This window comes from Bradyrhizobium sp. OAE829 (assembly GCF_040546575.1).
Taxonomy (GTDB): Bacteria; Pseudomonadota; Alphaproteobacteria; order Rhizobiales; family Xanthobacteraceae; genus Bradyrhizobium.
Window position 1 is genome coordinate 2,976,596 of record NZ_JBEPOE010000001.1, and the last position, 23,592, is coordinate 3,000,187.

The following is a 23,592-nucleotide window of genomic DNA, read 5'->3' on the forward strand; positions in this document are numbered from 1 at the left end:
GGGCGACTTCCGATCGAAGCACAATTCCGACGGGGCTTTTTACGATTCCTGCCGGCCCTTAACAACCCGTGGATTTAGGCGGCAGCGCGGCGCTGGGCCGCACCGAATCATTAAATTGTCCCCGGATTCTAACCCTTTAGGCTAAAACCGGCGCGAAACGGAACAATCACAGATGCCTGAACTCGATTTTCGTGCCCCTCGCCTGTTCGTCGATGCCCCCCTGAGCCCGGGCGAAAAGGTCCCGCTGGAGCGCAACCAGAGCAATTATCTCGGCAATGTGCTGCGGCTATCGGCCGGCGAATCAATTCTGGTGTTCAACGGCCGCGACGGCGAATGGCAGGCGCAGATTATCGGGCGCAAGCGGCCCGACAGCCTTGAGATCCTCGTCCAGAACCGGCCGCAGGATCGGCTCCCGGACATCGCCTACGTCTTTGCGCCGTTAAAACATGCCCGGCTCGACTACATGGTGCAGAAGGCGGTCGAGATGGGCGCCTCGAAGCTGCAGCCGGTGTTGACGCGTTTCACCCAGGTCTCGCGGGTCAATGGCGAGCGGATGCGCGCCAATGTCATCGAGGCCGCCGAGCAATGCGGCATCCTGAGCCTGGCCGATGTTGCCGAACCGATGCCGCTCGATCGCTATTTGGGCCAGCGCCAGCCGGAGCGCCTCCTGGTTTTCTGCGACGAGGCGGCGGAAACCACCTCGCCGCTGCAGGCGCTGCAAAGCGGGTTAACGGCTGACGGCATCGACATCCTGATCGGACCCGAAGGCGGATTTGCCGAGGAAGAACGCGCGCTGCTGCTGCGCCAGCCGCGAACGCTGCGGCTTTCGCTCGGCCCCCGAATTTTGCGCGCCGATACGGCCGGCGTCGCGGCGCTGGCGCTGGTGCAGGCCGCGCTCGGCGACTGGGCCGGACCGGGTTAGGCAGCCGAGGCCGTTAAGCCTCATTGAACCCCGCGTTAAGCGACGACACCAATCTCTGTCGAAACCCTGCCCGGGCCATGCTAAGGCCTCCGCCAATAAACGCTTGATACCTCTTGGAACCCGTTTTTCGGGATATTTGGACGCGAAATGACCGTAACCGCCGCCATCGATGGTGCCGCCGGGTCCGCCACATGGGCGGACGCGCTGCTTTTGTCGTTTGCGCAGGCCGGCTACGTCCAGGCTGAACCGGCGATCCTGCAGCCGGCCGAGCCGTTCCTCGACCTTTCCGGCGAGGACATCCGCAAGAGCCTCTATCTGACATCAGACGCCAGCGGCGAGGAGCTCTGCCTTCGTCCCGACCTCACCATTCCGGTGGCGCGGGACTATCTGGCCTCGGGGCGCGCCGGCCAGCCCGCGGGCTTCAGCTATCTTGGGCCGGTGTTCCGCTATCGCGACGGCCAGCCGAGCCAGTTCCTGCAGGCCGGCATCGAATCCTTCGGCCGGCAGGATCGCGCCGCGGCGGATGCGGAAATGCTGGCGCTGGCGCTGGAGGCGACTTCGGCGTTCGGCCTGAGCGATGTCGAAATCCGCACCGGCGACGTCGCGCTGTTCACCGCGCTGATCGATGCGCTCGAGCTTTATCCGGTCTGGAAGCGGCGGCTGATCAAGGATTTCAACCGCAAGGTCAGCCTCACCCAGGACATCGAGCAGCTGACACTGGTGACCGCCCCCGGCCGCAACGAATATGAAGGCGTGCTGGCAGCCCTTGCCGGCTCCGACCGCAAGGCCGCGCTGGCGCTGGTCACCGACCTGATGTCGATCGCCGGCACCACCAATGTCGGCGGCCGCACGGTCGCCGAAATCGCCGACCGCTTTCTCGAACAATCGACGCTCAAGAGCGGCGCGCTGCCGCGCGACGCGCTCACGACCATCAAGCGCTTTCTTGCCATCGCGGGCGATCCCGATGACGCCGTGGCGCAACTGCGCGCCTTGGCCGAGGACACCAACCTCAATTTGACGGCGGCGATCGATCAGCTCGAAAGCCGCGTCGGCTTCATGGCCGCGCGCGGCATCGACACCAGCCTGACGCGCTTTTCGACCGCCTTCGGGCGCGGCCTCGACTACTACACCGGCTTCGAATTCGAACTGCACGCCAAAGGTCACGTCAAGGACAACGGCGTCGAGCCGCTGGTGGCGGGCGGGCGCTATGACGGGCTGATGACCCAGCTCGGCTCGGCGGCGCCGATCCCGGCGGTCGGCTTCTCGGTCTGGATCGAAGCCCTGACGCAACTCCGCAAACCGGTCGGGAACGCATCATGACCGCGCCCTTCGTTCTCGCCGTTCCCTCCAAGGGCCGCCTGCAGGAAGAAGCCCAGGCGTTCTTCTCGCGCGCCGGCCTCAGCCTCGCCAAGCCGCGCGGCGCGCGCGATTATCGCGGCACCATCACCGGGCTCGACAATGTCGAGATCGCCTATCTCTCGGCGAGCGAGATTGCCTCGCAGCTCGCCCGCGGCATGGTGCATCTTGGCGTGACCGGCGAAGATCTCCTGCGCGAAAGCATCGTCGACGCCGACAAGCGCGTGCTGTTGATCGACAATCTCGGCTTCGGCAGCGCCAATGTCGTGGTCGCGGTACCGCAGGCCTGGATCGACGTCCGCACCATGGCCGATCTCGACGACGTCACGACGGGTTTCCGCGCGCAGCATAACCGGCGCATGCGGGTCGCGACCAAATACATCAACCTGACCCGGAACTTCTTTGCCACCCATGGCGTGGTCGACTACCGCATCGTCGAGAGCGCCGGCGCCACCGAAGGCGCGCCCGCGGTCGGCACCGCCGAGATGATCGTCGATATCACGACAACGGGTGCCACCCTTGTCGCCAACGGCCTCAAGGTGCTCGACGACGGCGTGATCCTGCGCAGCCAGGCCAACCTCGTCGCCTCAAAGGATGCCGACTGGTCGAGCGGGGCGCGCGAGACCGCGCGCGTCATCCTCGATCACATCGCCGCACGTGCCCGCGCCAGCAAATATCGCGAAGTCCGCACCCGCTTTGCCGGCTGCAACGACAGGCTGCTGACCGAGGCGCATAACCGCTTCGGTGTCGTCGCCCCGTTCGGCGGCCCGACCTCGTCGGGCATGCTGACGCTGCACTGCCCGCCGTCGAAGCTCTACGCGCTCGGCAGCTTCCTGCGCGAGCACGGCGCCGACACGGTTTCGGTGGCTGCCCTCGACTATGTGCTCGACCGGGAGAACCCGCTGTTCGCCAGGCTCGAGGCGTTCCTGCGACAATAAGGCGGCTGTGTTTTCAAAGCGGCTCTTGTTTTCGTTCATCGTAGCGACAGCTAGTGGCAAGTAACATATGCTGTTGGGAGCATGATCCGGAAAGGTGGACACCGGTTTTCCGAAGAGATCATGCTCAAAACATATGGATGATTTGGAACCTGATCGATGACGCTTGGCTCTGACGTTTCCGGCCTGTCCACCACCGCGGCGAGCGCCGCAGCGCGGGGGCTGTCGATTGTCGTGCCTGTCTATAACGAGGCCGCCGGGCTCGCGTTGCTGCACGAGCGGCTGATCGGCCTCGCCAGGACATTGCGGCAGCGTTACGGCCTCGCCAGCGAAGTGGTCTATGTCGACGACGGCAGCGCCGATACCACGCTCAGCATCGCGCGCACCCTGAAGGCCGACGCGCTCGACGTTCAGGTGGTGTCGCTGTCGCGCAATTTCGGCAAGGAAGCCGCCTTGATGGCGGGGCTCGACCATGCGCGGCGCGGCGCGGTGCTGTTCATGGACGGCGACGGCCAGCATCCGCCGACCCTGGTCGAGAAGCTGGTCGGCCACTGGATCGATGACGGCTACGACGTCGTCTATACGGCAAAGGCGCATCGCGACAATGAATCGTTTCTGCGGCGTCTGGCCGTGCACGGCTTCTACGCGCTGATCAACTACGGCGCACGGCAAAAAATTCCCGAGGATGCCGGCGACTTCCGCCTGCTGTCGCCGCGCGCCGCGGCAGCGCTCAAGCAGCTGCCCGAGCGCAATCGTTTCTTCAAGGGTCTGGCGAGCTGGATCGGCTTCCGCCAGATCCGCGTCGATTACGAGCCGGCGCCGCGCGCGCACGGCGTCACCACCTTCAGCGCCGGCCGGCTGGTGGGCCTGTCGATCGAGGGGCTGACCTCGTTCTCGGTGGCGCCGTTGCGCTTTGCCAGCCTGTTCGGCGTGCTGCTCGCCGTGGGCGCCTTTCTGTTCGGCCTGACCATTCTCTGGGAAGTCTTGACCACGGGCAAGCAGGTCCCCGGCTATCCCTCGCTCGTGATCGGCCTGATGACGATCGGCGGCGTGCAGCTGATCATGATCGGCATCGTCGGCGAATACATCGGCAAGATCCTGTCGGAGCTGAAAGCGCGTCCGATCTATTTCGTCGCCGAACACTCCGAGAAGCACGCGGACGAAACGACCACCGCAAGCGTCTCTGAACGGACCAGCCCCGAACGGACCGCCGCGGAATGAACGATGCCGCGCCGCCGCGCCGTATCTGGCTGTGCGCCGATGATTACGGGATCAGCGAGGGCGTCAATCGCGCCATTCGCGAGCTGATCGGCCAGGGCCGGCTCAATGCGACATCGGTGATGGTGGTCGGCCCGGCGATCGGCCGCGGCGAGGTCACTGCGCTGCAGGACGCCGCCGCCGGCAGCCCGCGCTGCGCGATCGGCCTGCATGCAACGCTGACCGCGCCGTTCCGGCCGCTGACGATGCACTTCAGACCGACCGATGGCGGCATGTTTCTGCCGCTGCCGGCGATGCTGCGATCGGGCCTGTTGCGGCGGCTCGACCCTGAAATGATCCATGCCGAATTGATCGATCAGCTGGCGGCGTTCCAGGATCTGTTCGGCCGCCCGCCGGATTTCGTCGACGGCCATCAGCATGCGCAGCTCTTCCCGCAGGTGCGCGATGCGTTTCTGCGCGCGGTGAAGCAGGCCGCGCCCGCCGCCTGGGTTCGCCAGGGCGGACGCCTGCAGCCACTGGCCAAACGGCTCGGCGCGCCCAAGGCGCTGCTGCTCGATGTTCTCAGCTCGCGGTTTCGCAAGCTCGCCACCCGTGCCGGTATCCCGTTCAATCCGGCCTTTGCCGGCGCCTATGATTTTTCGAAGACGCCCGATTTCGGCGTCCTGATGGGACAATTCCTGCAGGGCATGCCGGAGGGCGGGCTCGTGATGTGTCATCCGGGCTTTGTCGACGAAACCCTCATCAGCCTCGATCCCCTGACCACCCAGCGCGAAGGCGAGCACGCGTTTCTCGCCGGCGCGCAATTGCCGCCGCTGCTGGCGCGGAACAATGTTACACTGGCTTGAATTTGCTCAATAAACCGGCCGGTCGTTTTGTCGCATACAGAAATTTAATCTGCCCTCCCACTACTTGCGACACAAACTCCGCCCTACATCTGCCCCGCGCTTCGAGGCACTCGATGCGATGGAGAACGCCATGACACCGCAAGAACGCCAACTGATTGACGATCTTTTCGACCGCCTTGCCAAGCTGGAGAACACCCCGCGCGATCCCGAAGCCATGTCCGCGATCGTGCAGGGCCTGCGTGGTGCGCCCAATGCCGTCTATGCGCTGGTGCAGACGGCGCTGGTGCAGGACGAGGCGCTGAAGCGCGCCAACGACCGCATCCAGCAACTGGAAGCCGGACACGCTGGCGAACAGAATCAACCCGGCGGTTTCCTCGATTCGATGCGTGACACCATCTTCGGACAGAGCCAGCCGCGCGGCTCGATGCCCCAAGGCTCTGTACCTAACGTCCGCTCGCCCGGCATGGGCGGCCGCCCGGTCTGGAACAGCGGCGAGGTGGTGCAACAGACGCAAGGACAACAAGGACCCGGACAATACGGCCAGCCCGGCTACGGGCAGCAGCCGGCCTATGGTCAACCGTACGGTGGCGCGCAACAGCCGCCGCCGCTCGGCGGCGGAGGCGGCGGCTCGTTCCTCGGAACGGCAGCGGCGGCAGCGGCCGGCGTGGTCGGCGGATCGATGCTGCTCGGCGGCATCCGCTCGATGATGGGCGGCGGCGGCAACCAGCAGGCGGCTTTCGGCGGCGATTCCGGTGGTCATCGTGGCAGCGTCGAAGACCGGCGGCCGGGCGGCAGCGATCAATCCGGCGGCGATTTGGCGCGGGAGGCCGGCGCCAACGACATCGGCTCGTCCGGAAGTTCGCGCACCGGGCTGTTCGACGACAACAACAGCGGTGACAGCTCACGCAGCGGATACTTCGACAACGCATCGAACGACGACAATTATGACGACATGGATGACGGCTTCGATGGTGACGGCGGCGGCGACGACGATTAAGCCTGAACGGCGCCACGTCTGAAAAAGAAAACGGCCGCTCGATCGAGCGGCCGTTTGCTTTTGTCGGTTTGGAGACTCTACTTTTGACGCGTTTTCTTTACGCGAACCGGCATCCCACTTCGCGCGAAAACGCTATTGCTCAGATCACAACGACCTTGGCGCCGACGCCGACGCGGCCGTAGAGATCGATCACGTCCTCATTGCGCATCCGGATGCAGCCGGACGAGACGTTGGTGCCGATGGTCCAGGGCTCGTTGGAGCCGTGGATGCGATAGAGCGTCGATCCCAGATACATCGCGCGGGCGCCGAGCGGATTCTGCGGACCGCCTTCCATGTGCCGCGGCAGATCGGGACGCCGTGCCAGCATTTCCGGCGGCGGGGTCCAGGCCGGCCATTCCTTCTTCGCCGAGATCGTCTTGACGCCGGACCAGGTGAAGCCGGGACGGCCGACGCCGATGCCGTAGCGCAGCGCCTTGCCGTCGCCCTGCACCAGGAACAGGAACTTGTTGGGCGTATCGACGACGATGGTGCCGACACCTTCCTTGCCGTGATAGTCGACAACCTGCTTGTTGTACTTTGGATCGACCGGGCGCTGTGCCGGCTCGATCGCTTCTTCCTGCTGCTGACGCATCGATTGTTGCGGATCCATCGGCGGCAGGGTGCCGCGCCGTCCGCCATATCCGTAACCCGGCTGCTGCTGGTAATCCGGCTGCTGCTGATAGCGGCCGCCCTGCACCGGCCCATCGCCGAACAGGAATTCAATGAAGCCGCCGCCCATTTGCGAACGTTCGGCATAAGCGATGCGTACCGGCGCAGGTTGCGCGGGCTGATTGGCGTAGATCACGGTGGGTTCGGCGAGCGGGGAGGCGTCGATCGCCAACGCGGAATCGGAGAAGCCAAGGCACGACACGCCCGCAAGGAGCGCGAGAGACATTTTTCTGAACATCGACGTACTCTGTACTGTTTCGTCACTGTTAGATCTTGGCGACGCCTGAGCGGCGCCGTTGCACGTGGTCAATAAAGGGTCAAAACCACATCGGTTTGGTAAACAGAAACGGCGTTTCGATTCACCACGTCGCCGATTGCGCGCTGATTTGTCCGGTAGCGTTTATTTTGAGTGAACGCCGCGCACACATGGTTAATCCCTGGTGTGCGCCCCGCGGAAGACTACGCCGCGATGTGTTCCCCGCGTGAACCTCACGTTAAATCGCATCTGTCTAAAACAGCTCACGGAGTAAGGGGTGGGAATAAACATGTCGGTTAATCGCAAACGTTTTCGTATCGAACAAGCCATTTTGGGCGACGTGCCAATGCCGGTGTCCGCGGTTGCCGAAGGCGGCGACATCGGCCCGATGCATCGCGAGATCATGAGCGAGCTGCGCTCGATCCGCGCCCAGATGGCCGCGGGCGGTCAAGGCCGTTCCGTCGTGACTGAATCGGCGGAAGCGTCGGTGGCGCGCGAGGTTGCCGAAGCCCAGGCGCTGCTGGAAACCTATCGTGCCCAGATCGAGCAGTGCGAAAAGCTCAAGGTCGAACTCGACCTCATTCACGACGCCATCAACCGCACCAAGCGCGAAATCGCAACGCTGCACGGCAAGAGCTTTGACGGCGGCGAAATGGCCAAGGTCAATGGTGAACTCGGCGCCGTCGTCGGCGGTACCGAGCAGGCCACGCAGCAGATTCTCGAAGCCACCGAGGCGATCGACCAGGCGGCGACCGCGCTGTCCAAGAACACTTCGCAGGACCAGCAGAAGCTGCTCAGCGAGGAAATCCAGGAACGCGTCATCGCGATCTTCGAAGCCTGCAATTTCCAGGATCTCACCGGTCAGCGCATCAGCAAAGTGATGACCACGATGAAGTTCATCGAGAACCACATCAACGTCATGATGGACATCTGGGGTGGCGTCGACGCGCTGAAGGCGCACGCGACCCCGATCGTCGATACCCGTGAAGGCGACGCCAAGCTGCTCAACGGTCCGAAGCTCGACGGCGACGTCGGCCATGCCTCGCAGGACGATATCGACGCGCTGTTCGATTAATATTCCGGCGCGCCGGGTGGCAACTCCTGGCAGCGTCACATCGTGAAAAAGAAAACGCCGGCGCGAAGCCGGCGTTTTTTTATTGCGGATGAGGTTAAGGCTTTTGTCGGCTCAGGCGCGCGGCGCGCAGCGGACATAGACCATGTTGCCGTAACGAACCCCGGCATCCTTGTCGACGAAGCGGGTCACCAGAACGCGGCCGTCGAACGAGACGATCTCGCGGTCCTGCTCGCCCGGGGTCGGTCCGGCCGGGCCGATATAGTTCTTGCCGCTCGGCGAGCCCTTGAGGCGCAGTTCCTGCGGGGTCGCCTGGTCGGCCAGATGCATGACCACGCCCCCGGAGGTGCCGGCGGTGATCACATAAGGCTGCCTGCACTGATCGCGGGCCATCTTTTCAGTGCGGGCCCGGTCGTTCGGATTCTGGTACGAGGCGAGACCCCAGCGGCCGACGATCTCGTCGGAGCGGATGGTCGCCGGCATGTCGGGAGCCACGCCCGGCTCGGGCGGAGGCGCGGAACTTGATGACAGCGACGGCAGGCTCATGCTGCTGCATGCTCCCAGGAGTATTGTGAGCGCTGAGGCGATCGCCAGATTGGCAACCACGCGCGCAGTACCGGACCCGATCATCGCATTCCCCCAAACAAGTTTTTTGGCCGCACCCGTCCTGCAGCCAACCGTAAAACACGTGCCGGAGCAATGACGTCCATCAAATTACGCCGCCGCTCCGATTTGGTTTCCCAGGGAGCATCCTATATTGGCCTCACCAAGGCCTTAACCTTTTTTGGGCCTTAACCCCCTTGCTTGACAGGATCGGCGCCAAGCCATATTCCCCGAGCCACACATTAGCACTCAAATGCGACGATTGCTAAGGCAAGTAAGGAGTTTGGCCGTCCCGCCCGGGACGGTGTCGAATACCCGGCATTAGCAGCCATTTTGACGGCAATCAGACCTGAAACCAAGCCTTCCAAAGAGGAAACCTCATGGCCAAATCCAAATTCCGCCCGCTGCATGACCGCGTCGTGGTCAAGCGTATCGACGCCGAAGAGAAGACCAAGGGCGGCATCATCATTCCCGACAGCGCCAAGGAAAAGCCCTCGCAGGGCGAAATCACGGCCGTCGGCCCGGGCGGCCGGGATGAAGCCGGCAAGCTGATCCCGATCGACCTCAAGGTCGGCGACCGCGTGCTGTTCGGCAAATGGTCGGGCACCGAGGTCAAGCTCGACGGTGAGGAACTCCTCATCATGAAGGAATCCGACATCATGGGCGTGCTGGTTTAAGCACGCCTGACTGCCGCCGCACCCTCATTTGTCATGCCCGGGCTTGACCCGGGCATCCATCCGCTTCGGAAGAGTCTTGCGCAGGCGATGGATTGCCGGGTCATAGGCGAGCGGAAGCGACGCCGTCCTTCAGACGGCTACGCCCGGCAATGACAGCAAGGGAAACGCGGCGAGCGACCGTATCCAATCATTCAGGAGTTCATAAAATGGCTGCCAAAGACGTTAAATTCGCCGGAGACGCCCGCGACCGCATGCTGCGCGGCGTCGACATCCTCGCCAACGCCGTGAAGGTGACGCTCGGCCCGAAGGGCCGCAACGTCGTGATCGACAAGAGCTTCGGCGCCCCGCGCATCACCAAGGACGGCGTTACCGTCGCCAAGGAGATCGAACTCGAGGACAAGTTCGAGAACATGGGCGCGCAGATGCTGCGCGAAGTCGCCTCCAAGACCAACGACACCGCCGGTGACGGCACCACCACCGCGACCGTGCTCGCCCAGGCGATCGTGCGCGAAGGCGCCAAGTCGGTTGCCGCCGGCATGAACCCGATGGATCTGAAGCGCGGCATCGACATCGCGGTGCTGGCCGTGGTCAAGGACATCGAAAAGCGCGCCAAGCCGGTCGCCTCCTCCGCCGAAGTCGCCCAGGTCGGCACCATCTCGGCCAATGGCGATGCCGCCATCGGCAAGATGATCGCGCAGGCGATGCAGAAGGTCGGCAATGAAGGCGTCATCACCGTCGAGGAAAACAAGTCGCTCGAGACCGAAGTCGACATCGTCGAGGGCATGAAGTTCGACCGCGGCTATCTGTCGCCCTACTTCATCACCAACGCGGAAAAGATGACCGCCGAGCTCGAGGACGTCTACGTGCTGCTGCACGAGAAGAAGCTCTCCGGCCTGCAGGCGATGCTGCCGGTGCTGGAAGCCGTGGTGCAGTCCGGCCGTCCGCTCTTGATCATCGCCGAGGACGTCGAGGGCGAGGCGCTGGCGACGCTGGTGGTCAACCGCCTGCGCGGCGGACTGAAGGTCGCCGCCGTCAAGGCGCCGGGCTTCGGCGATCGCCGCAAGGCGATGCTGGAAGACATCGCGATCCTGACCGGCGGTCAGCTGATCTCCGATGAACTCGGCATGAAGCTGGAAAGCGTCACCGTCAACATGCTCGGCCGCGCCAAGAAGGTGGTGATCGACAAGGAGAACACCACCATCGTCAACGGCGCCGGCAAGAAGCCGGCGATCGAAGCCCGCGTCAGCCAGATCAAGGCGCAGATCGAGGAAACCACCTCGGACTACGACCGCGAGAAGCTGCAGGAGCGCCTTGCCAAGCTCGCCGGCGGCGTCGCGGTGATCCGCGTCGGCGGTGCGACCGAGATCGAGGTCAAGGAGAAGAAGGACCGCGTCGAGGACGCGCTCAACGCAACCCGCGCGGCCGTGCAGGAAGGCATCGTGCCGGGCGGCGGCGTGGCGCTGCTGCGCGCCAAGAAGGCGGTCGGCCGCATCCAGAACGACAATTCCGACGTTCAGGCCGGCATCAACATCGTGCTGAAGGCGCTAGAAGCTCCGGTTCGCCAGATCTCGGAGAACGCCGGTGTCGAGGGCTCGATCGTGGTCGGCAAGATCCTCGAGAACAAGTCCGAGACCTTCGGCTTCGACGCCCAGACCGAGCAGTATGTCGACATGGTCGACAAGGGCATCATCGACCCGGCCAAGGTGGTGCGCACCGCCCTGCAGGACGCTTCTTCCGTCGCCGGCCTGCTGGTGACCACCGAAGCCATGGTCGCCGAACTGCCGAAGGAGCCGGCCCCGCCAATGCCCGGCGGTGGCGGCGGCATGGGTGGAATGGGCGGCATGGGCTTCTAAGCCCCGCCGACCAATGCCAACAATCATAGTAGGCCGCCTCCGGGCGGCCTTCTTTTTTGGGGAAATGACTGGGAGGTTTGCTACTTACGACGACGCTGATTCTCTCCCTTGAGGAATTCCCATGCGCGCACTCCTGCTCTGCCTGTTCGGTCTGGTGACGGTCTCCCCGGATCTCGCTGTCGCCCAGATGAAGCTCCCCTCCAAGGCAGCACCGGCACCCGGCGGCAGCGAAGTCCGGTACTTCACCTCGATCGACGGATTGATGAGCGGCAACGCCGACGTGGTCCTCAAGGAGATCCGCCAGGGCAAAACCGTCACCGCGGCCGTGCTCGACGTCTGCTACCCCGTCGAAAAGGGCTCCGAGCGCAAGGACCGCTTCGTCGCCAACCTCACCGTCAGCGGCCAGACCCTGACCGGCTCGACGCAAAGCATCGGTGACAAGCTGCCGGTCACCGTGAACCTCGCGCGCAAGGCCAGCGCCGACGGCTTCGAATTCCGCGGCCGGATCACCATCGGCCAGGCGGTGACGGAAGTGGCCTCGACCGACAATTCCGATCTCAGCGAGAAGGAGTTTTTGGACAACCAGACCACCGATGACGGCATCACGCCGGCGCCGAAGGATTTCACCGAAGTATCGCCGGAATCGGTCGGCGTGCGGATAAAGCTGGATGCGGCGCTGGATTTCCTCAAGGGCCTGAAGGGCCAGGAGGTGGAGCTCGGCCTGAGCAGCCTGTCGATTTCCTGCGACGCGCTCCGCGCCGGCGAGCAGACCATCAATCTCACCGCCGATCCGGAGCGGTCGGCGGCGCTGATCGCCAAGGCCAAGGCGACACCGGGCGTGGTCACCGCGGGATGGACCACCGGCATCGTCGAGATGGACCGCACCATCCGTTTTGCCGCCGCCGACTGGCGCGATGGCGACAAGATCAACAAGGACAAGATCGCCGCCGCAGTATCCGCGGTGCTGTCGAAGACGCTCGCGGCCAAGGCGGCGGGTTCGACGTGGAACGCCAACACCGGCAAGCTGACACTGACCTTCAAGCGGCCGAGCGAGATCTACCCGGCGCTCGGCCTCACCGACAGCATCGAGGTCACCGCGCTGGTCTCGCCCGACAAACCCGGCGCATCGGACCGGCTGATGCTGTGGATCTCGAGCCCGGTGACGTCGACCATCGACGAAGGCGCAGGTCCCAAGCTGAACCTGTCCGAAGGCGCCGGCGGCGAGGAGGAAGGCGGCGAACCGGAGGACGATAATGGTTCGGTCGAAGCCCTCGCCAGAGAATTCAAGGGCCAGCGCTGGGACATCGACAAATCGACCTGGAAATAGAGGTTTCCAGCCGTTCCCTTTCTCGATCCTTTCTAAATCCCTGAAGGCGGCTTTCCGCGCACCGCTCCATGCGGTCAGCGCATTTGACATGTCGCACCCGAGCGGCAATGAAACACCCTGATCTTGCAATGGCTTCCAGGGTTCTACGCTGAATGACACGTTATGATGTCGTAGTTGTCGGCGCCGGCCTTGGCGGCCTCACTGCCGGAGCGATCCTGGCGCGCGCCGGCCGCAAGGTGCTGGTGGTCGAGCGCAGCAATTCCGTCGGCGGTGCGGCGTCGAGCTACAAATCCGGCGAACTCTTTGTCGAGGGATCGCTGCACGAGACCAGCGACCCGCACGACCCGCGCGACCCCAAACATGACGTGCTGACGCGTGCCGGCGTGATCGACGCCGTCAAATGGATTCCGTCCGGTGCGTTCTACCAGGCGCGCGGCGGCCCGCTCGATCCGCCGTTCCTGATGCCCGACAATTTCGACGCCGCGCGCCGTGCGTTGACCGAGCGCTTCCCGGAGGCCCGCGCCGGCATCGATCAACTGCTCGGCGAGATGCAAACGATCGTCGGCGTCATGAACCGGTTCTCGCACGGCGACCACGCAACGGAAACCTCGCGCGACCGTCTGGGCGCCCTGATAAAGCTGTTGCCTGACGCCGCGGATTGGCAACTGTCGCTGTCGCAAAAGCTCGACCGCGTATTCGGCGACAATGAAGCCGTCAAATGCGCCCTCGCCGCCAACCTGTCCTATTTCCACGACGACCCCACGACGCTGTGGTGGATCTATTTCGCGATGGCGCAGGGCAGCTATCTGCAGAGCGGCGGCCGCTACGTGCAGGGCGGCTCGCAGCGGCTCTCCAGCGCGCTCGCCCGCGCCATCAAGGTGGCCGGCGGCGAAGTTCTGGTGCGCCGTGTCGTCAGCGCGATTGCGCTCGGCGACGGCGCCAAATCCATCACCCACACCGCCAAGGACGGCAGCGATCCCAGGACCGTGCAATGCGCACGGATCATCGGCAACGCCGCGCCCGCGGCGCTCGAACCCCTGATGCAGGCGGACGCCGCCGAACAGCTGAACCAAAGCTATGCCCGGCAGGCGCCTTCGACCTCGCTGTTCGCGCTGACGCTGGGGCTATCAAAACCGCCGCGCGAATTCGGCATCGCCGCCTATTCCACGCAGTTGCTGCCGCCCTGGATGAAGCGATTGACCGACTACGCGCAAGGCGCCACGCTGATGGCGGAAGAGCCCGGCGAGCGCATGCCGCCGATGTCGGTGGTCGACTATGCCGCGATCGATTCCGGCGTGCCGGCGCCGCCCTATGTGCTTTCGATCCTCGGCCCCGATTTGTTGTCGAACTGGGACGCCTCCGACATGGACGCCTATCGCGAGAAGCGCGGGCGCTGGCAGGAGGCGATCGTGCGCTATCTCTCCTCGATCTATCCGGGGCTTGGCGAAGCCGTCGTCGCATCCTCGTTCAACAGCGCGCTGTCGGTGCGGCAATATCTCAACGCGCCTGACGGCGCCGTCTACGGATTTGCGCCGACCCCGCCACAGACGATCTGGAGCAATCCGTTCCGCTCGCCGCGCACGGCGGTATCAGGATTTTATCTGGCATCCGCCTATGCCGGTTTCGGCGGCTACACCGGCGTCGTGCAATCGGCCGGTGTCTGCGCCGACATGATTTTGCGAGAGGGCTAACTCTGCCGGCGTGACCCGGGCGCGGAGCCGCGCTAGCCTCCCGGCAACAACGAGATCAACAAGAGAACAAAAAAATAGAGGGAATGCCAAAGTGTATGACACGATCATCGTAGGCGGCGGCTCGGCAGGTTCGGTCATGGCGCACCGGTTGTCGGCGAAAAGCAGTAATAAAGTCCTGCTGTGCGAGGCCGGCCAGGACACCCCGCCCGGCAACGAGCCGGCCGAGATCAGGGACAGCTATCCGGGCACCGCCTATTTCGATCCGCGCTTCCACTGGACCGAACTCAAGGTCACGACGCAGATCGTCAGCCATAACAATCCCAACGAGGGGCGTCCTCCCTTACGCAAATACGAGCAGGCGCGGGTTCTCGGCGGCGGCTCCTCGATCAACGGCCAGATGGCCAACCGCGGCGCGCCGACCGACTACGATGAATGGGACACGCGGGGCGCCACCGGCTGGAGCTGGAAGGACGTGCTGCCCTATTTCAAAAAGGTCGAGCGCGATCTTGATTTCGACGGACCGTACCATGGCAAGGACGGCCGTATCCCGGTGCGCCGGATCCCGCGGGAGCACTGGACGAAGCATTCGCAGGCTTTCGCTGACGCCTTCCAGCAAGCCGGCCATCAATTCCTGCCGGACCAGAACGGCGAGTTCGTCGACGGCTATTTCCCGGTGACGCATTCCAACCAGGCCGAGCAACGCGTCTCGGCCGCGATGGGCTATCTCGACCGCGAAACGCGCAAGCGCGCCAATCTCACGATCTCCACCAACACGCAGGTCAGGGAATTGTTGTTCGAAGGCACGCAGTGCGTCGGCGTGAAGGCCCTCGTCGACGGCAAGGAGCAGGAATTCCGCGGCCGCGAGATCATTCTGTGCAGCGGCGCCATCCATTCGCCGGCGCATCTGCTGCGCGCCGGCATCGGCCCGGTCGGTCATCTCAAGGACATGGGCATTCCCGTGCTGATGGGACTTGAAGGCGTCGGCCAGCGCCTGATGGATCATCCCTCGATTTCGCTATCCTCTTTTGTCCGCCGCGGCGCGCGCATGAACGGGCATACCAGGCGTCACATGCAGGTCGGCTTGCGTTATTCGTCCGGGCTGCCCGGCGTGCCGAAGGGCGACATGTTCGTCGTGGTGCTCAGCAAATCGGCCTGGCATGCGGTCGGCGAGCAAATCGGCTCGGCCCTGACATTCGTCAACAAGACCTATTCCGAAACCGGACAGGTCAAGCTCGCCTCGCGCGACCCGGCGGCTGAACCGATCGTCGAGTTCAATTTGTTGTCCGACCGGCGCGACCTCGATCGCCTGATGAGCGGTTTCCGCAAGATGGCGGCGGTGCAAATGAGCGACGCCGTCAGGGCGGTCACCGACAAGCCGTTTCCGGCCTCCTATACCGACCGCGTGCGCAAGATCGGCGTGGTCAACAACAAGAACAGGATCCTCACCAAGATCGCCGCCACCCTGATGGACGGCCCGGCGGCGCTGCGCCATTACATGATCGACAATTTCGTGGTCGAAGGATTTTCGTTCGACGACGTGATCAACGACGACGAGGCGCTGGAGACCTTCGTGCGCAAGGGGACCATCGGCGTGTGGCACGCCTCGTGCTCGTGCCGGATGGGCCGGCCGGAGGACCCGATGTCGGTCGTCGACACCGAGGGCCGCGTCAAGGGCGTGCAGGGCCTGCGCGTCGTCGACGCCTCGATCTTCCCGGTCGTGCCCTGCGCCAACACCAATTTTCCGGTCCTGATGTCGGCGGAGAAGATTGCGGCCTCGATGCAGTGAAACTTTCGGATTTGGTTTTCAAACAGCCAGGGCGTCATTGCGAGCCTATGGGTCGCAATGACGGAGTCGGTGTCGCTCCGCACCCACCTGTCGTCCTCCGCGAAAGCGGGGGACCCAGTACGCCGCGGCCGATCGATTCAATCATTGACGTCTCTGGAATACTGGGTCGCCCGGTCAAGCCGGGCGATGACACCTGAATACGAATTCGCGATCTCGCGACGCCATGCGCCCGAGTGGTTGATGCCGTTTCTCCCAAAAACAAGGGAGCAGGGAATGCCGGATGCGCGCTGCACCCGCGGTCTCATGTGCGAATTGTGCTAAGAACACTGCACATGAGCATACAGGGCAGCGGAGAACATCCGACATCCCCTGCGCAATGGCTTTACGGCTTATGACGTGATCTCCCCGGTGAGACGGCCTCTATTGCCACCGTCGCCTCGCGGATCGCTCCGCAAGACTTGACGCCGTTACGGGCGCCAGGACCACACGCTTTCGCCGTACGCCTCTGCTGCGCCCGTCAAGCGCAACATCGGCGTCCACCGCATCCCACCCCACGTCCGTGACGATCGCGATACGCCCCTCGTGAAGGGATGAGACAAAACCGATATATTCTGATTTAGCGAAGCTGTCAAGAGCAATTTCCGTAAATCGGAAATTATTTGGAAGGCGGAAGCCTGCTCGACCTCATGAGAGGCGGAAATGAGGGTATTGCGAATATCCAAGGGGCAGGCCTTTAAGGCAGATCTCGCGTTGCCAATACAGATGGCGGATTACGCCTCCGGCTCAATCCGCCCGCGCAGTACAATGATGACGAACCAGACCGAACAAGGCATGCGCGACAAAGGTGTGCCTTCGGAGTAATTCCGAATACCGGAGCCCCCTCACCTCTTCCCAGGGAAATACAAATTTCTTTCGAAAGCGGTCTAAACCGAACAGCGGCGCCTCAGTTTGCGGCCTCTTCGAGCAAGCGCCGGAGGGGAAGTTCCAGCTTCGGCCCGGCTTGTTTCTATGGTACCATGGTTTATGGCAAAGACAGGTGTGGTACCAAAGAAAAAACGGGGGCCGCCGCCGACTGGCAAGGGCGTTCAGGTTGGCGAGCGCTGGCACCCTTCCGAACTGGTCGCAATTGATGCCTGGATTGCATCGTCATCCGACAAAACGCTGACCCGAGCGCACGCCATCCGCCGCCTGGTGGCACTGGGTCTAAAGGCGAAGGCGAAATAGGAATCGACAACACTCCGAGGGCAACATGATTTCAGTTTTGATTGGGGTCTTAATTATCGTCGTCGTCGGCGCAATCTGCTTTTGGGCGATCGACAAGTTCGCCACCGACGGCCGACTGGCAAATCTGCTCAAGTTGCTCGTGGTGCTCGTTTGCCTCGGCGCGATTGTGCAACGCGTGCTGCCGCTGACATATTAGCGAATGCCCCGAAGCGTGTAGAGCTGGGGCTGAAGACCAAGAGGAATTGAATGCCAGCGCGACCCAGTCATATTCCGCACGCCACCGAGCGCACTGCGTTACAAAAGATGAGCCCAACACGCGGGCTCAAGCCGGAACAGATGCATCCAGCAGGGAAGCAGGTTATTGCGGGAATGTTTGCGAAAGGCTGGATTGAAAAACAACCAGACGGCCGGACGTACTGCATAACGCCGGCAGGCGATCAGGCTTTAAGAACCATCATCCCAGGACCGTAGGACAAACTGGTTCGATCGTTTACAATGTCACGCCGACTAGTGTCGGCATGATCAATTTCGTAAACTGTGCGGACCACGCAGGCCGCGGGAAAATCGCCTATAAGCGCGACCCATTGGGAGAGACCACCATGATTTCCCGCCGTTTGTTCATCGCGGCCGGTGCGGCGGCGCTCACGGGCGGCAAACCAGCACTGGCCCAATCCGGCTATCCCGATCACACGATGCGCATTCTCGTCGGCTATCCGGCCGGCGGCGGCGTCGATCTGGTGGCGCGGCTCGTGGTCGATCCGATGCGGGAGGTGTTGGGGCAGCCCGTGATCGTCGAGAACCGCGCCGGCGCGGCGGCCATGATCGCGGCCCAGGCCGTCGCCAAGGCGGGCAATGACGGCCACACGCTGCTGATGGCGGCTTCGGGCGAGATCGCGGTCAACAAACATCTCTACAAGGAAAAGATGACCTATCAGCCCGAGACCGAGCTGGTGCCGATCGCGCTCGCCGGCATTGTGCCCTGTGTGGTCGTCGTGGCCGACGCGTCGGCGGTGCGGACGCCGGCGGACCTGATCGCCTACGCCAAGGCCAACAAGGGCAAACTGAGCTATTCGTCCTCGGGCGTGGGAAATCCGCAGCATCTCGCCGGCGAGCTGATGAACAAGATGGCCGGCACCGACGTCCAGCACGTGCCCTATCGCGGTTCGGCGCCGGCGGTAACCGACGTCGCGGTCGGCGCCGTCACCATGAGCTTCAGCAGCCTCGCCGCCGCGCTGCCGCTGATCCAGGCCGGCAAGATCCGCGCGGTCGCCGTCACCTCGCGCGAGCGCATGCCGCAACTGCCCGATGTCGCGCCGCTCGGCGATGCTCCGGGACTGGCCGGCTACGAGCTCCTCAACTGGTTTGCGATGTTCGCACCCGCCAGCTCGTCACCGCCGATCCTCGCCCGTCTCGCCGAGGTGATGCCGCAGATCATGCAGCGGTCCGATATCACCGAGAAACTGGCGATCCAGGGCATCGTGTCCCGCAGCATGACCGATGCCGAGCTGCGCGCCTTCGTCCGTTCGGAATCGGATAAGTTCGCAGGGATCATTCAGGAAGCCAACATCACGCTCGGCAATTGAGGTTTGATGCGGCTGCCTTTCCGGTGGTTTGAGCCTCAACGCCCCTAGCTGCGGCCCGGCCGGCATGCTTTGGTCCGCGCGAATTTCTTTGTTTTGGGTTGCGCGGCTGGGTATCGTCCGGGGTATGTCAATTAAGGCGAAAACGCATTTTTCCTGGCTGATTGCCCTGTTCGGCGTGTCGTTGATGACATCGTCCGCCGTGACATCGGTTGCTTTGGCCGAAGGCACCATGAAGGGGGCGGACTTTGTCCGGGTCGTCCCTGATCAAATGCATCAGCTGGAGGTCGCGAAGGTTGAGACGTTTGCGTTTCGCCCGCAAAGATCGGCGATCGGCCAGATCGGATATAATGAGGATGCCTCCACGATCGTCCTGACACCGTTCTCGGGCCGGGTGACCCGTCTGGTTGCCAAGCTCGGCGATCGGGTCAAGAAGGGCGATCCGCTGCTGGAAATCGACAGCCCCGAGCAGCTGGTCCCGCAGAACGACTTCATCGCCGCCCAGGCGGCAAGACGCAAGGCAGGCTCCCAGCACAATCTGGCTGTCATCCTCGAGAAGCGCGTTCGCGATCTCCATGAAGGCAAGGCTGCGCCCTCCAAGGACCTGCAGCAGGCCGAGGCGCAGCTTGCCGCCGCCGAACATGACATGCGATCGGCGGAGACGGCGTTCGAAGCCGCCCGCGTCCGCCTGCGGATTTTAGGCCGGACCGATGCGGAGATTTCGAAACTCGAGCAGGATGGCATGCTGAGCCGCGTGACCACGATCACCGCGCCGATCGACGGCACCGTCGTCTCGCGCAAGGTCGGACCGGGGCAATTTGTCAAAGCGGACTCCGGCGAGGCCCTGTACACGATCGCCGACCTTTCGACGGTGTGGCTGAAGGCGCAGATCTTCGAGCAGGATATCGCGCAGGTGCGGATCGGCCAGGAGATCGAGGCCAGGGTTTCCGCGGTGCCGAACCGGGTGTTCAAGGCCCGCATCAACGCCATCAACGCGACGTCGGACCTGACGACGCGCCGTGTCGTGGTCCGGTCCGAGATCGAGAATACGGATCATGCGCTCAAATCCGAGATGTTCGCGATGTTCAGGATCAGCATCGGTGAAACATCGCGAAATCCCGCGGTGCCGACCGACGCTGTGATTCGCGAGGGCGATAGCGGCCACCGTCTGGGTCGAGACCGAGCCCTTGCTCTTCAAACGCCGCCCGGTCGAGATCGGAATCCAGCAGGACGGCCTGACGCAAATTCGCAGCGGCCTCGAGGCCGGAGAAAAAGTCCTCGCGCGCGGCGCGATCTTCGTCGACAACGAGTGGCGTCAATGAAGATAGCGTTTTCAAGCGAAGTGGATACCGGTTCGCGTCAAGAAAACGCGTCAAATAAAGAAGCCGGGGCCACGGATGCTGCGTAGTCTGATTGCGTTTTGCCTGTCGCGGCGGCTCTTGGTGATGGTCGCGTTCGCGGCCTTTCTCGGCCTCGGCTACGTCACCTTCCTGATGCTGAACATCGAGGCCTATCCCGACCCGGCGCCGCCGATCGTCGAGATCATCGCCCAGCAGGCGGGCCAGTCGCCGGAGGAAGTCGAGCGCTACATCACGATCCCGATCGAGATCGCGGTCGCCTCGACGCCGGGGCTGAAGTTCATTCGCTCCAATACCGTCTACGGGCTCGGTTTCGTCCGCCTGCAGTTCGAATACGGCCGCGACTATCATTTCGTGCGCCAGCAGACCCTCAACCGGCTGAAGGACGCGGTGCTGCCGGCCGGCGTGCTGCCGGTGATCTCGCCCGCCGGCGGCATCAGCGAAATCTTCCGCTACGAGCTGGTCGGCCCGCCGGGCATGGACGTGATGAAGCTCAAGGCGCTGCAGGACTGGGTGGTCGAGCGCAAGCTGCGCATCGTGCCAGGGGTCGCCGACGTCGCGGTGCTCGGCGGCAAGACCAAGGAATTCCAGGCCGAGATCAATCTCGACCGCATGATGGCCTACGGGCTGACGCTGCCGCAGATCATGACCGCGATCTCGGGCAGCAACTCCAATGTCGGCGGCCGCACCATCTCGATCGGCGAACAGTCGGTCAATGTCCGCAGCATCGGCGTCATCAGTTCGATGGACGACATCGGCAACATCGTGCTGACCCAGCAGGGCGGCGTCCCGGTGCTGGTATCCGACGTCGCCAAGGTCCAGATCGGGTTCGCGCCCCGGCTCGGTCTCGCCGGCCGTGACGACAAGACCGACGTCGTGACCGGCATCGTGCTGATGCAGAAGCTCGAACGCACCATGGACGTGGTCAAGCGCGTGCGCGCGGCGGTGGAGAAGATCAACACCGACGGATCGCTGCCGTCAGGCGTCAAGATCGTGCCGTTCTATGACCGCGGCGATCTCGTTGCGATCACGGTGCAGACCGTGCTGCATAACCTCTTGTTCGGGATCGCGCTGATCTTTCTGATCCAGTGGGTCTTTCTCGGCGATCTGCGCTGCGCGGTCATCGTCGCGGCGAACATTCCGGTGGCGCTGTTCCTGGCCGTCATGATCACGGTGATGCGGGGCGAGTCCGCCAATCTGTTGTCGGTCGGCGCCATCGACCTCGGCATCATCGTCGACGGCACCGTGATCATGGTGGAGAACATCTTCCGCCATATCGCCCACCACACGCCGGGGGTGGCCCCGGACCGGCGGGCGCGGCTCAGCGACAAGCTGCACCGGATCCTGACCGGCGCCATCGAAGTCGACAAGGCGATCTTCTTCTCGGTGATCATCACGATCGCGGCCTTCCTGCCGCTGTTCACCATGCAGGGCGTCGAAGGCCAGATCTTCGGGCCGATGGCGCGCACCTATGCGTATGCGCTGCTCGGCGCCGTCATCGCCACCTTCACCGTGACGCCGGTGCTGGCCTCGATCCTGCTGCCGGCCCATGTCAGGGAAGTCGAAACCTTCGTGGTCCGCCATATCCGGACCGTCTACCAGGCCATCCTGGTGCCCGCGGTCCGCAACTATCGAAGGTCAGCTGTGATCGCCGCGGTGTTTCTCGCGCTGTGCCTCAGCTTGAGTTTCCGGCTCGGCACCGAATTCCTGCCCAAGCTGGAAGAAGGCAATCTCTGGATCCGCGCCGTGATGCCGCCGACCATCACGCTCGAAGCCGGCATGGAAACGGTGACCAAGATCCGCGCCATCATATCGAGCTACCCGCCGGTCCAGACCGTGTTTTCCGAGCAGGGTCGCGGCGAGGAAGGCACCGACCCTGATGGATCGTTCCTCGCGGAGTTCTTTGTCCCGCTCAAGCCGGCCGACACCTGGCCGGCGGGGCTGACCAAGGAGCAGATGGTCAAGCAGATGAGCGAGAAGCTCAACCGCGAATTCGTCGGCATCGATTTCAACTTCTCGCAATACATCCAGGACAATATCGAGGAAGCCGTTTCCGGCGTGAAAGGCGAGAACTCGATCAAGATCTTCGGCAAGGACCTCACTGAGCTGGAGCGGCTGTCGAAATCGGTGAAGACCGAACTCTCCGGCGTGCGCGGCGTCGCCGATCCCGCCAGTTTCAATCTGCTCGGACAGCCCAATCTGGTCGTCCAGATCGATCGCGCCAAGGCCGCGCGCTACGGCTTCTCGATCAGCGACATCAATTCCGTGGTCCAGGCCGCGATCGGCGGCCAGGAGGTTTCCAAGGTCTATGAAGGTGAGATGATCTTCGCGCTGACGGTGCGTCTGGCGCCCGAATTCCGCAGGGATGTCGATGCCATCCGCGCGATCCCGGTGGCGCTGCCGAATTCGGATCCGAAGACGCCGACCGCCTATATCCGGCTCGGCGACCTCGGCGAGGTCAAGCTCGTCAGCGGTGCGGCCTATATCTACCGCGAGAACAGCCAGCGCTTCATCCCGCTGAAATACAGCGTTCGCGACCGCGATCTCGGCTCGACCGTGGTCGAGGCGCAGGACCGGATCGCGAAGAAGGTCCCGGTTCCCCAAGGCTACTCGATGGAATGGTCCGGCGAATACGGCGCGCTGGTCGACGCCAAGAAGCGGCTCGCGCTGATCGTGCCGCTCAGCCTGCTGTTGATCCTGATGCTGCTGTACAGCCTGTTCAATTCGATCCGCGACAGTCTGCTGGCGCTGTCGGGCATCCCCTTTGCGGTGGCCGGCGGCATTCTGGGGCTCTATATCGGCGGCCTGAATTTCAGCGTCTCGGCCGCGGTCGGATTCATCTCGCTGTTCGGCGTCTCAGCGATGGATGGCATTCTCCTGATGTCCTATATCCGGCGCGAAATCGATGAAGGCATGGGAACCGAGGACGCGATCATCAGCGCCGCCGAAACAAGGATGCGGCAAATCTTCATGACCGGGTTGTCGGCCTGTATCGGCCTGGTCCCGGCGGCGTTCTCGACCGGAATCGGTTCGCAGGTTCAGCAACCGCTGGCTTGCGTCATCGTCGGCGGAATGCTGCTGTCCCCGATCTGTAGCCTGCTGGTGATCCCGGTGCTGGCACGGTTGTGGATGCCGGCGATACAGGAAACCGGATTGGCGCATGAAGCGGCGTCCCATTAGGACG

19 protein-coding genes are annotated in these 23,592 nt (G+C 63.5%); 17 read left to right on the plus strand and 2 right to left on the minus strand.

Translation table 11 applies throughout. The features are described 5' to 3' along the window. Window positions 1–172: 172 nt before the first annotated feature. From ABIE49_RS14550 to ABIE49_RS14575, 6 genes are all read left to right on the plus strand, one after another. The gene (locus tag ABIE49_RS14550) at window positions 173–922 is read left to right on the plus strand and encodes a 16S rRNA (uracil(1498)-N(3))-methyltransferase (RefSeq protein ID WP_192738872.1); all 750 of its coding nucleotides are present in this window, start codon (window positions 173–175) and stop codon (window positions 920–922) included. 147 nt (window positions 923–1,069) lie between these two features. Beyond that, entirely contained in the window at window positions 1,070–2,242 is a 1,173-nt protein-coding gene (locus ABIE49_RS14555) for an ATP phosphoribosyltransferase regulatory subunit (protein WP_192738873.1), read from the plus strand. Further along, window positions 2,239–3,216, plus strand: a complete 978-nt coding sequence (gene hisG, locus ABIE49_RS14560; protein ID WP_192738874.1) for an ATP phosphoribosyltransferase — start codon at window positions 2,239–2,241, stop codon at window positions 3,214–3,216. The genes ABIE49_RS14555 and hisG overlap by 4 nt, the downstream gene beginning before the upstream one ends. Before the next feature lie 156 nt (window positions 3,217–3,372). Further along, a complete protein-coding gene (locus tag ABIE49_RS14565; RefSeq protein ID WP_192738875.1) occupies window positions 3,373–4,434 on the plus strand; it encodes a glycosyltransferase family 2 protein in 1,062 nt (353 codons plus the stop codon). Next, window positions 4,431–5,276, plus strand: a complete 846-nt coding sequence (locus tag ABIE49_RS14570; RefSeq protein WP_192738876.1) for a ChbG/HpnK family deacetylase — start codon at window positions 4,431–4,433, stop codon at window positions 5,274–5,276. The genes ABIE49_RS14565 and ABIE49_RS14570 overlap by 4 nt, the downstream gene beginning before the upstream one ends. 130 nt (window positions 5,277–5,406) lie before the next feature. Then, on the plus strand, window positions 5,407–6,273 hold the full coding sequence (locus ABIE49_RS14575; RefSeq protein WP_192738877.1) for a DUF2076 domain-containing protein: 867 nt from the start codon (window positions 5,407–5,409) through the stop codon (window positions 6,271–6,273). Window positions 6,274–6,412: 139 nt separating this feature from the next. Here the strand turns inward: ABIE49_RS14575 and ABIE49_RS14580 are convergent, their stop codons facing one another. Further along, the gene (locus ABIE49_RS14580; RefSeq protein ID WP_192738878.1) at window positions 6,413–7,219 is read right to left on the minus strand and encodes a L,D-transpeptidase; all 807 of its coding nucleotides are present in this window, start codon (window positions 7,217–7,219) and stop codon (window positions 6,413–6,415) included. Window positions 7,220–7,526: 307 nt separating this feature from the next. On the opposite strand from ABIE49_RS14580, the gene ABIE49_RS14585 reads away from it, so the two are divergent. Beyond that, the gene (locus ABIE49_RS14585; protein ID WP_192738879.1) at window positions 7,527–8,312 is read left to right on the plus strand and encodes a protein phosphatase CheZ; all 786 of its coding nucleotides are present in this window, start codon (window positions 7,527–7,529) and stop codon (window positions 8,310–8,312) included. Window positions 8,313–8,423: 111 nt separating this feature from the next. Here the strand turns inward: ABIE49_RS14585 and ABIE49_RS14590 are convergent, their stop codons facing one another. Beyond that, window positions 8,424–8,939 carry a hypothetical protein gene (locus ABIE49_RS14590; RefSeq protein WP_192738880.1) on the minus strand — a complete coding sequence of 172 codons (516 nt, stop codon included), beginning with the start codon at window positions 8,937–8,939 and terminating at the stop codon, window positions 8,424–8,426. Window positions 8,940–9,292: 353 nt separating this feature from the next. Here ABIE49_RS14590 and ABIE49_RS14595 point away from each other — a divergent pair, with 353 nt between their 5' ends. The 10 genes from ABIE49_RS14595 to ABIE49_RS14640 all read left to right on the plus strand — a co-directional run bounded on the left by ABIE49_RS14595 (window position 9,293) and on the right by ABIE49_RS14640 (window position 23,588). Then, a complete protein-coding gene (locus ABIE49_RS14595) occupies window positions 9,293–9,589 on the plus strand; it encodes a co-chaperone GroES (RefSeq protein ID WP_192738881.1) in 297 nt (98 codons plus the stop codon). 206 nt (window positions 9,590–9,795) lie between these two features. Next, the gene (gene groL / locus ABIE49_RS14600; RefSeq protein ID WP_192738882.1) at window positions 9,796–11,442 is read left to right on the plus strand and encodes a chaperonin GroEL; all 1,647 of its coding nucleotides are present in this window, start codon (window positions 9,796–9,798) and stop codon (window positions 11,440–11,442) included. A 121-nt stretch (window positions 11,443–11,563) separates the two neighbouring features. Then, window positions 11,564–12,769, plus strand: a complete 1,206-nt coding sequence (locus tag ABIE49_RS14605; protein ID WP_192738883.1) for a hypothetical protein — start codon at window positions 11,564–11,566, stop codon at window positions 12,767–12,769. A 152-nt stretch (window positions 12,770–12,921) separates the two neighbouring features. After that, window positions 12,922–14,460, plus strand: coding sequence for a phytoene desaturase family protein (locus ABIE49_RS14610; RefSeq protein ID WP_192738884.1), 1,539 nt, complete (start codon window positions 12,922–12,924; stop codon window positions 14,458–14,460). Between the two features lie 91 nt (window positions 14,461–14,551). Further along, window positions 14,552–16,246: a GMC family oxidoreductase gene (locus ABIE49_RS14615; RefSeq protein WP_192738885.1), complete on the plus strand. Its 1,695-nt coding sequence runs from the start codon at window positions 14,552–14,554 to the stop codon at window positions 16,244–16,246. Window positions 16,247–17,269: 1,023 nt separating this feature from the next. Next, window positions 17,270–17,470, plus strand: coding sequence for a hypothetical protein (locus ABIE49_RS14620; protein WP_192738886.1), 201 nt, complete (start codon window positions 17,270–17,272; stop codon window positions 17,468–17,470). Between the two features lie 25 nt (window positions 17,471–17,495). Continuing rightward, complete coding sequence (locus tag ABIE49_RS14625; RefSeq protein ID WP_154070762.1) at window positions 17,496–17,666, plus strand: hypothetical protein; 171 nt, start codon at window positions 17,496–17,498, stop codon at window positions 17,664–17,666. 403 nt (window positions 17,667–18,069) lie between these two features. Further along, the gene (locus tag ABIE49_RS14630) at window positions 18,070–19,053 is read left to right on the plus strand and encodes a Bug family tripartite tricarboxylate transporter substrate binding protein (protein ID WP_192738887.1); all 984 of its coding nucleotides are present in this window, start codon (window positions 18,070–18,072) and stop codon (window positions 19,051–19,053) included. A gap of 28 nt (window positions 19,054–19,081) precedes the next feature. Further along, window positions 19,082–20,458 (plus strand): efflux RND transporter periplasmic adaptor subunit, encoded by a 1,377-nt coding sequence (locus ABIE49_RS14635; protein ID WP_354066826.1) that lies wholly within the window; start codon window positions 19,082–19,084, stop codon window positions 20,456–20,458. Beyond that, complete coding sequence (locus tag ABIE49_RS14640) at window positions 20,448–23,588, plus strand: efflux RND transporter permease subunit (protein ID WP_192738889.1); 3,141 nt, start codon at window positions 20,448–20,450, stop codon at window positions 23,586–23,588. Before ABIE49_RS14635 ends, ABIE49_RS14640 begins: the two co-directional genes overlap by 11 nt. Window positions 23,589–23,592: the final 4 nt, after the last annotated feature.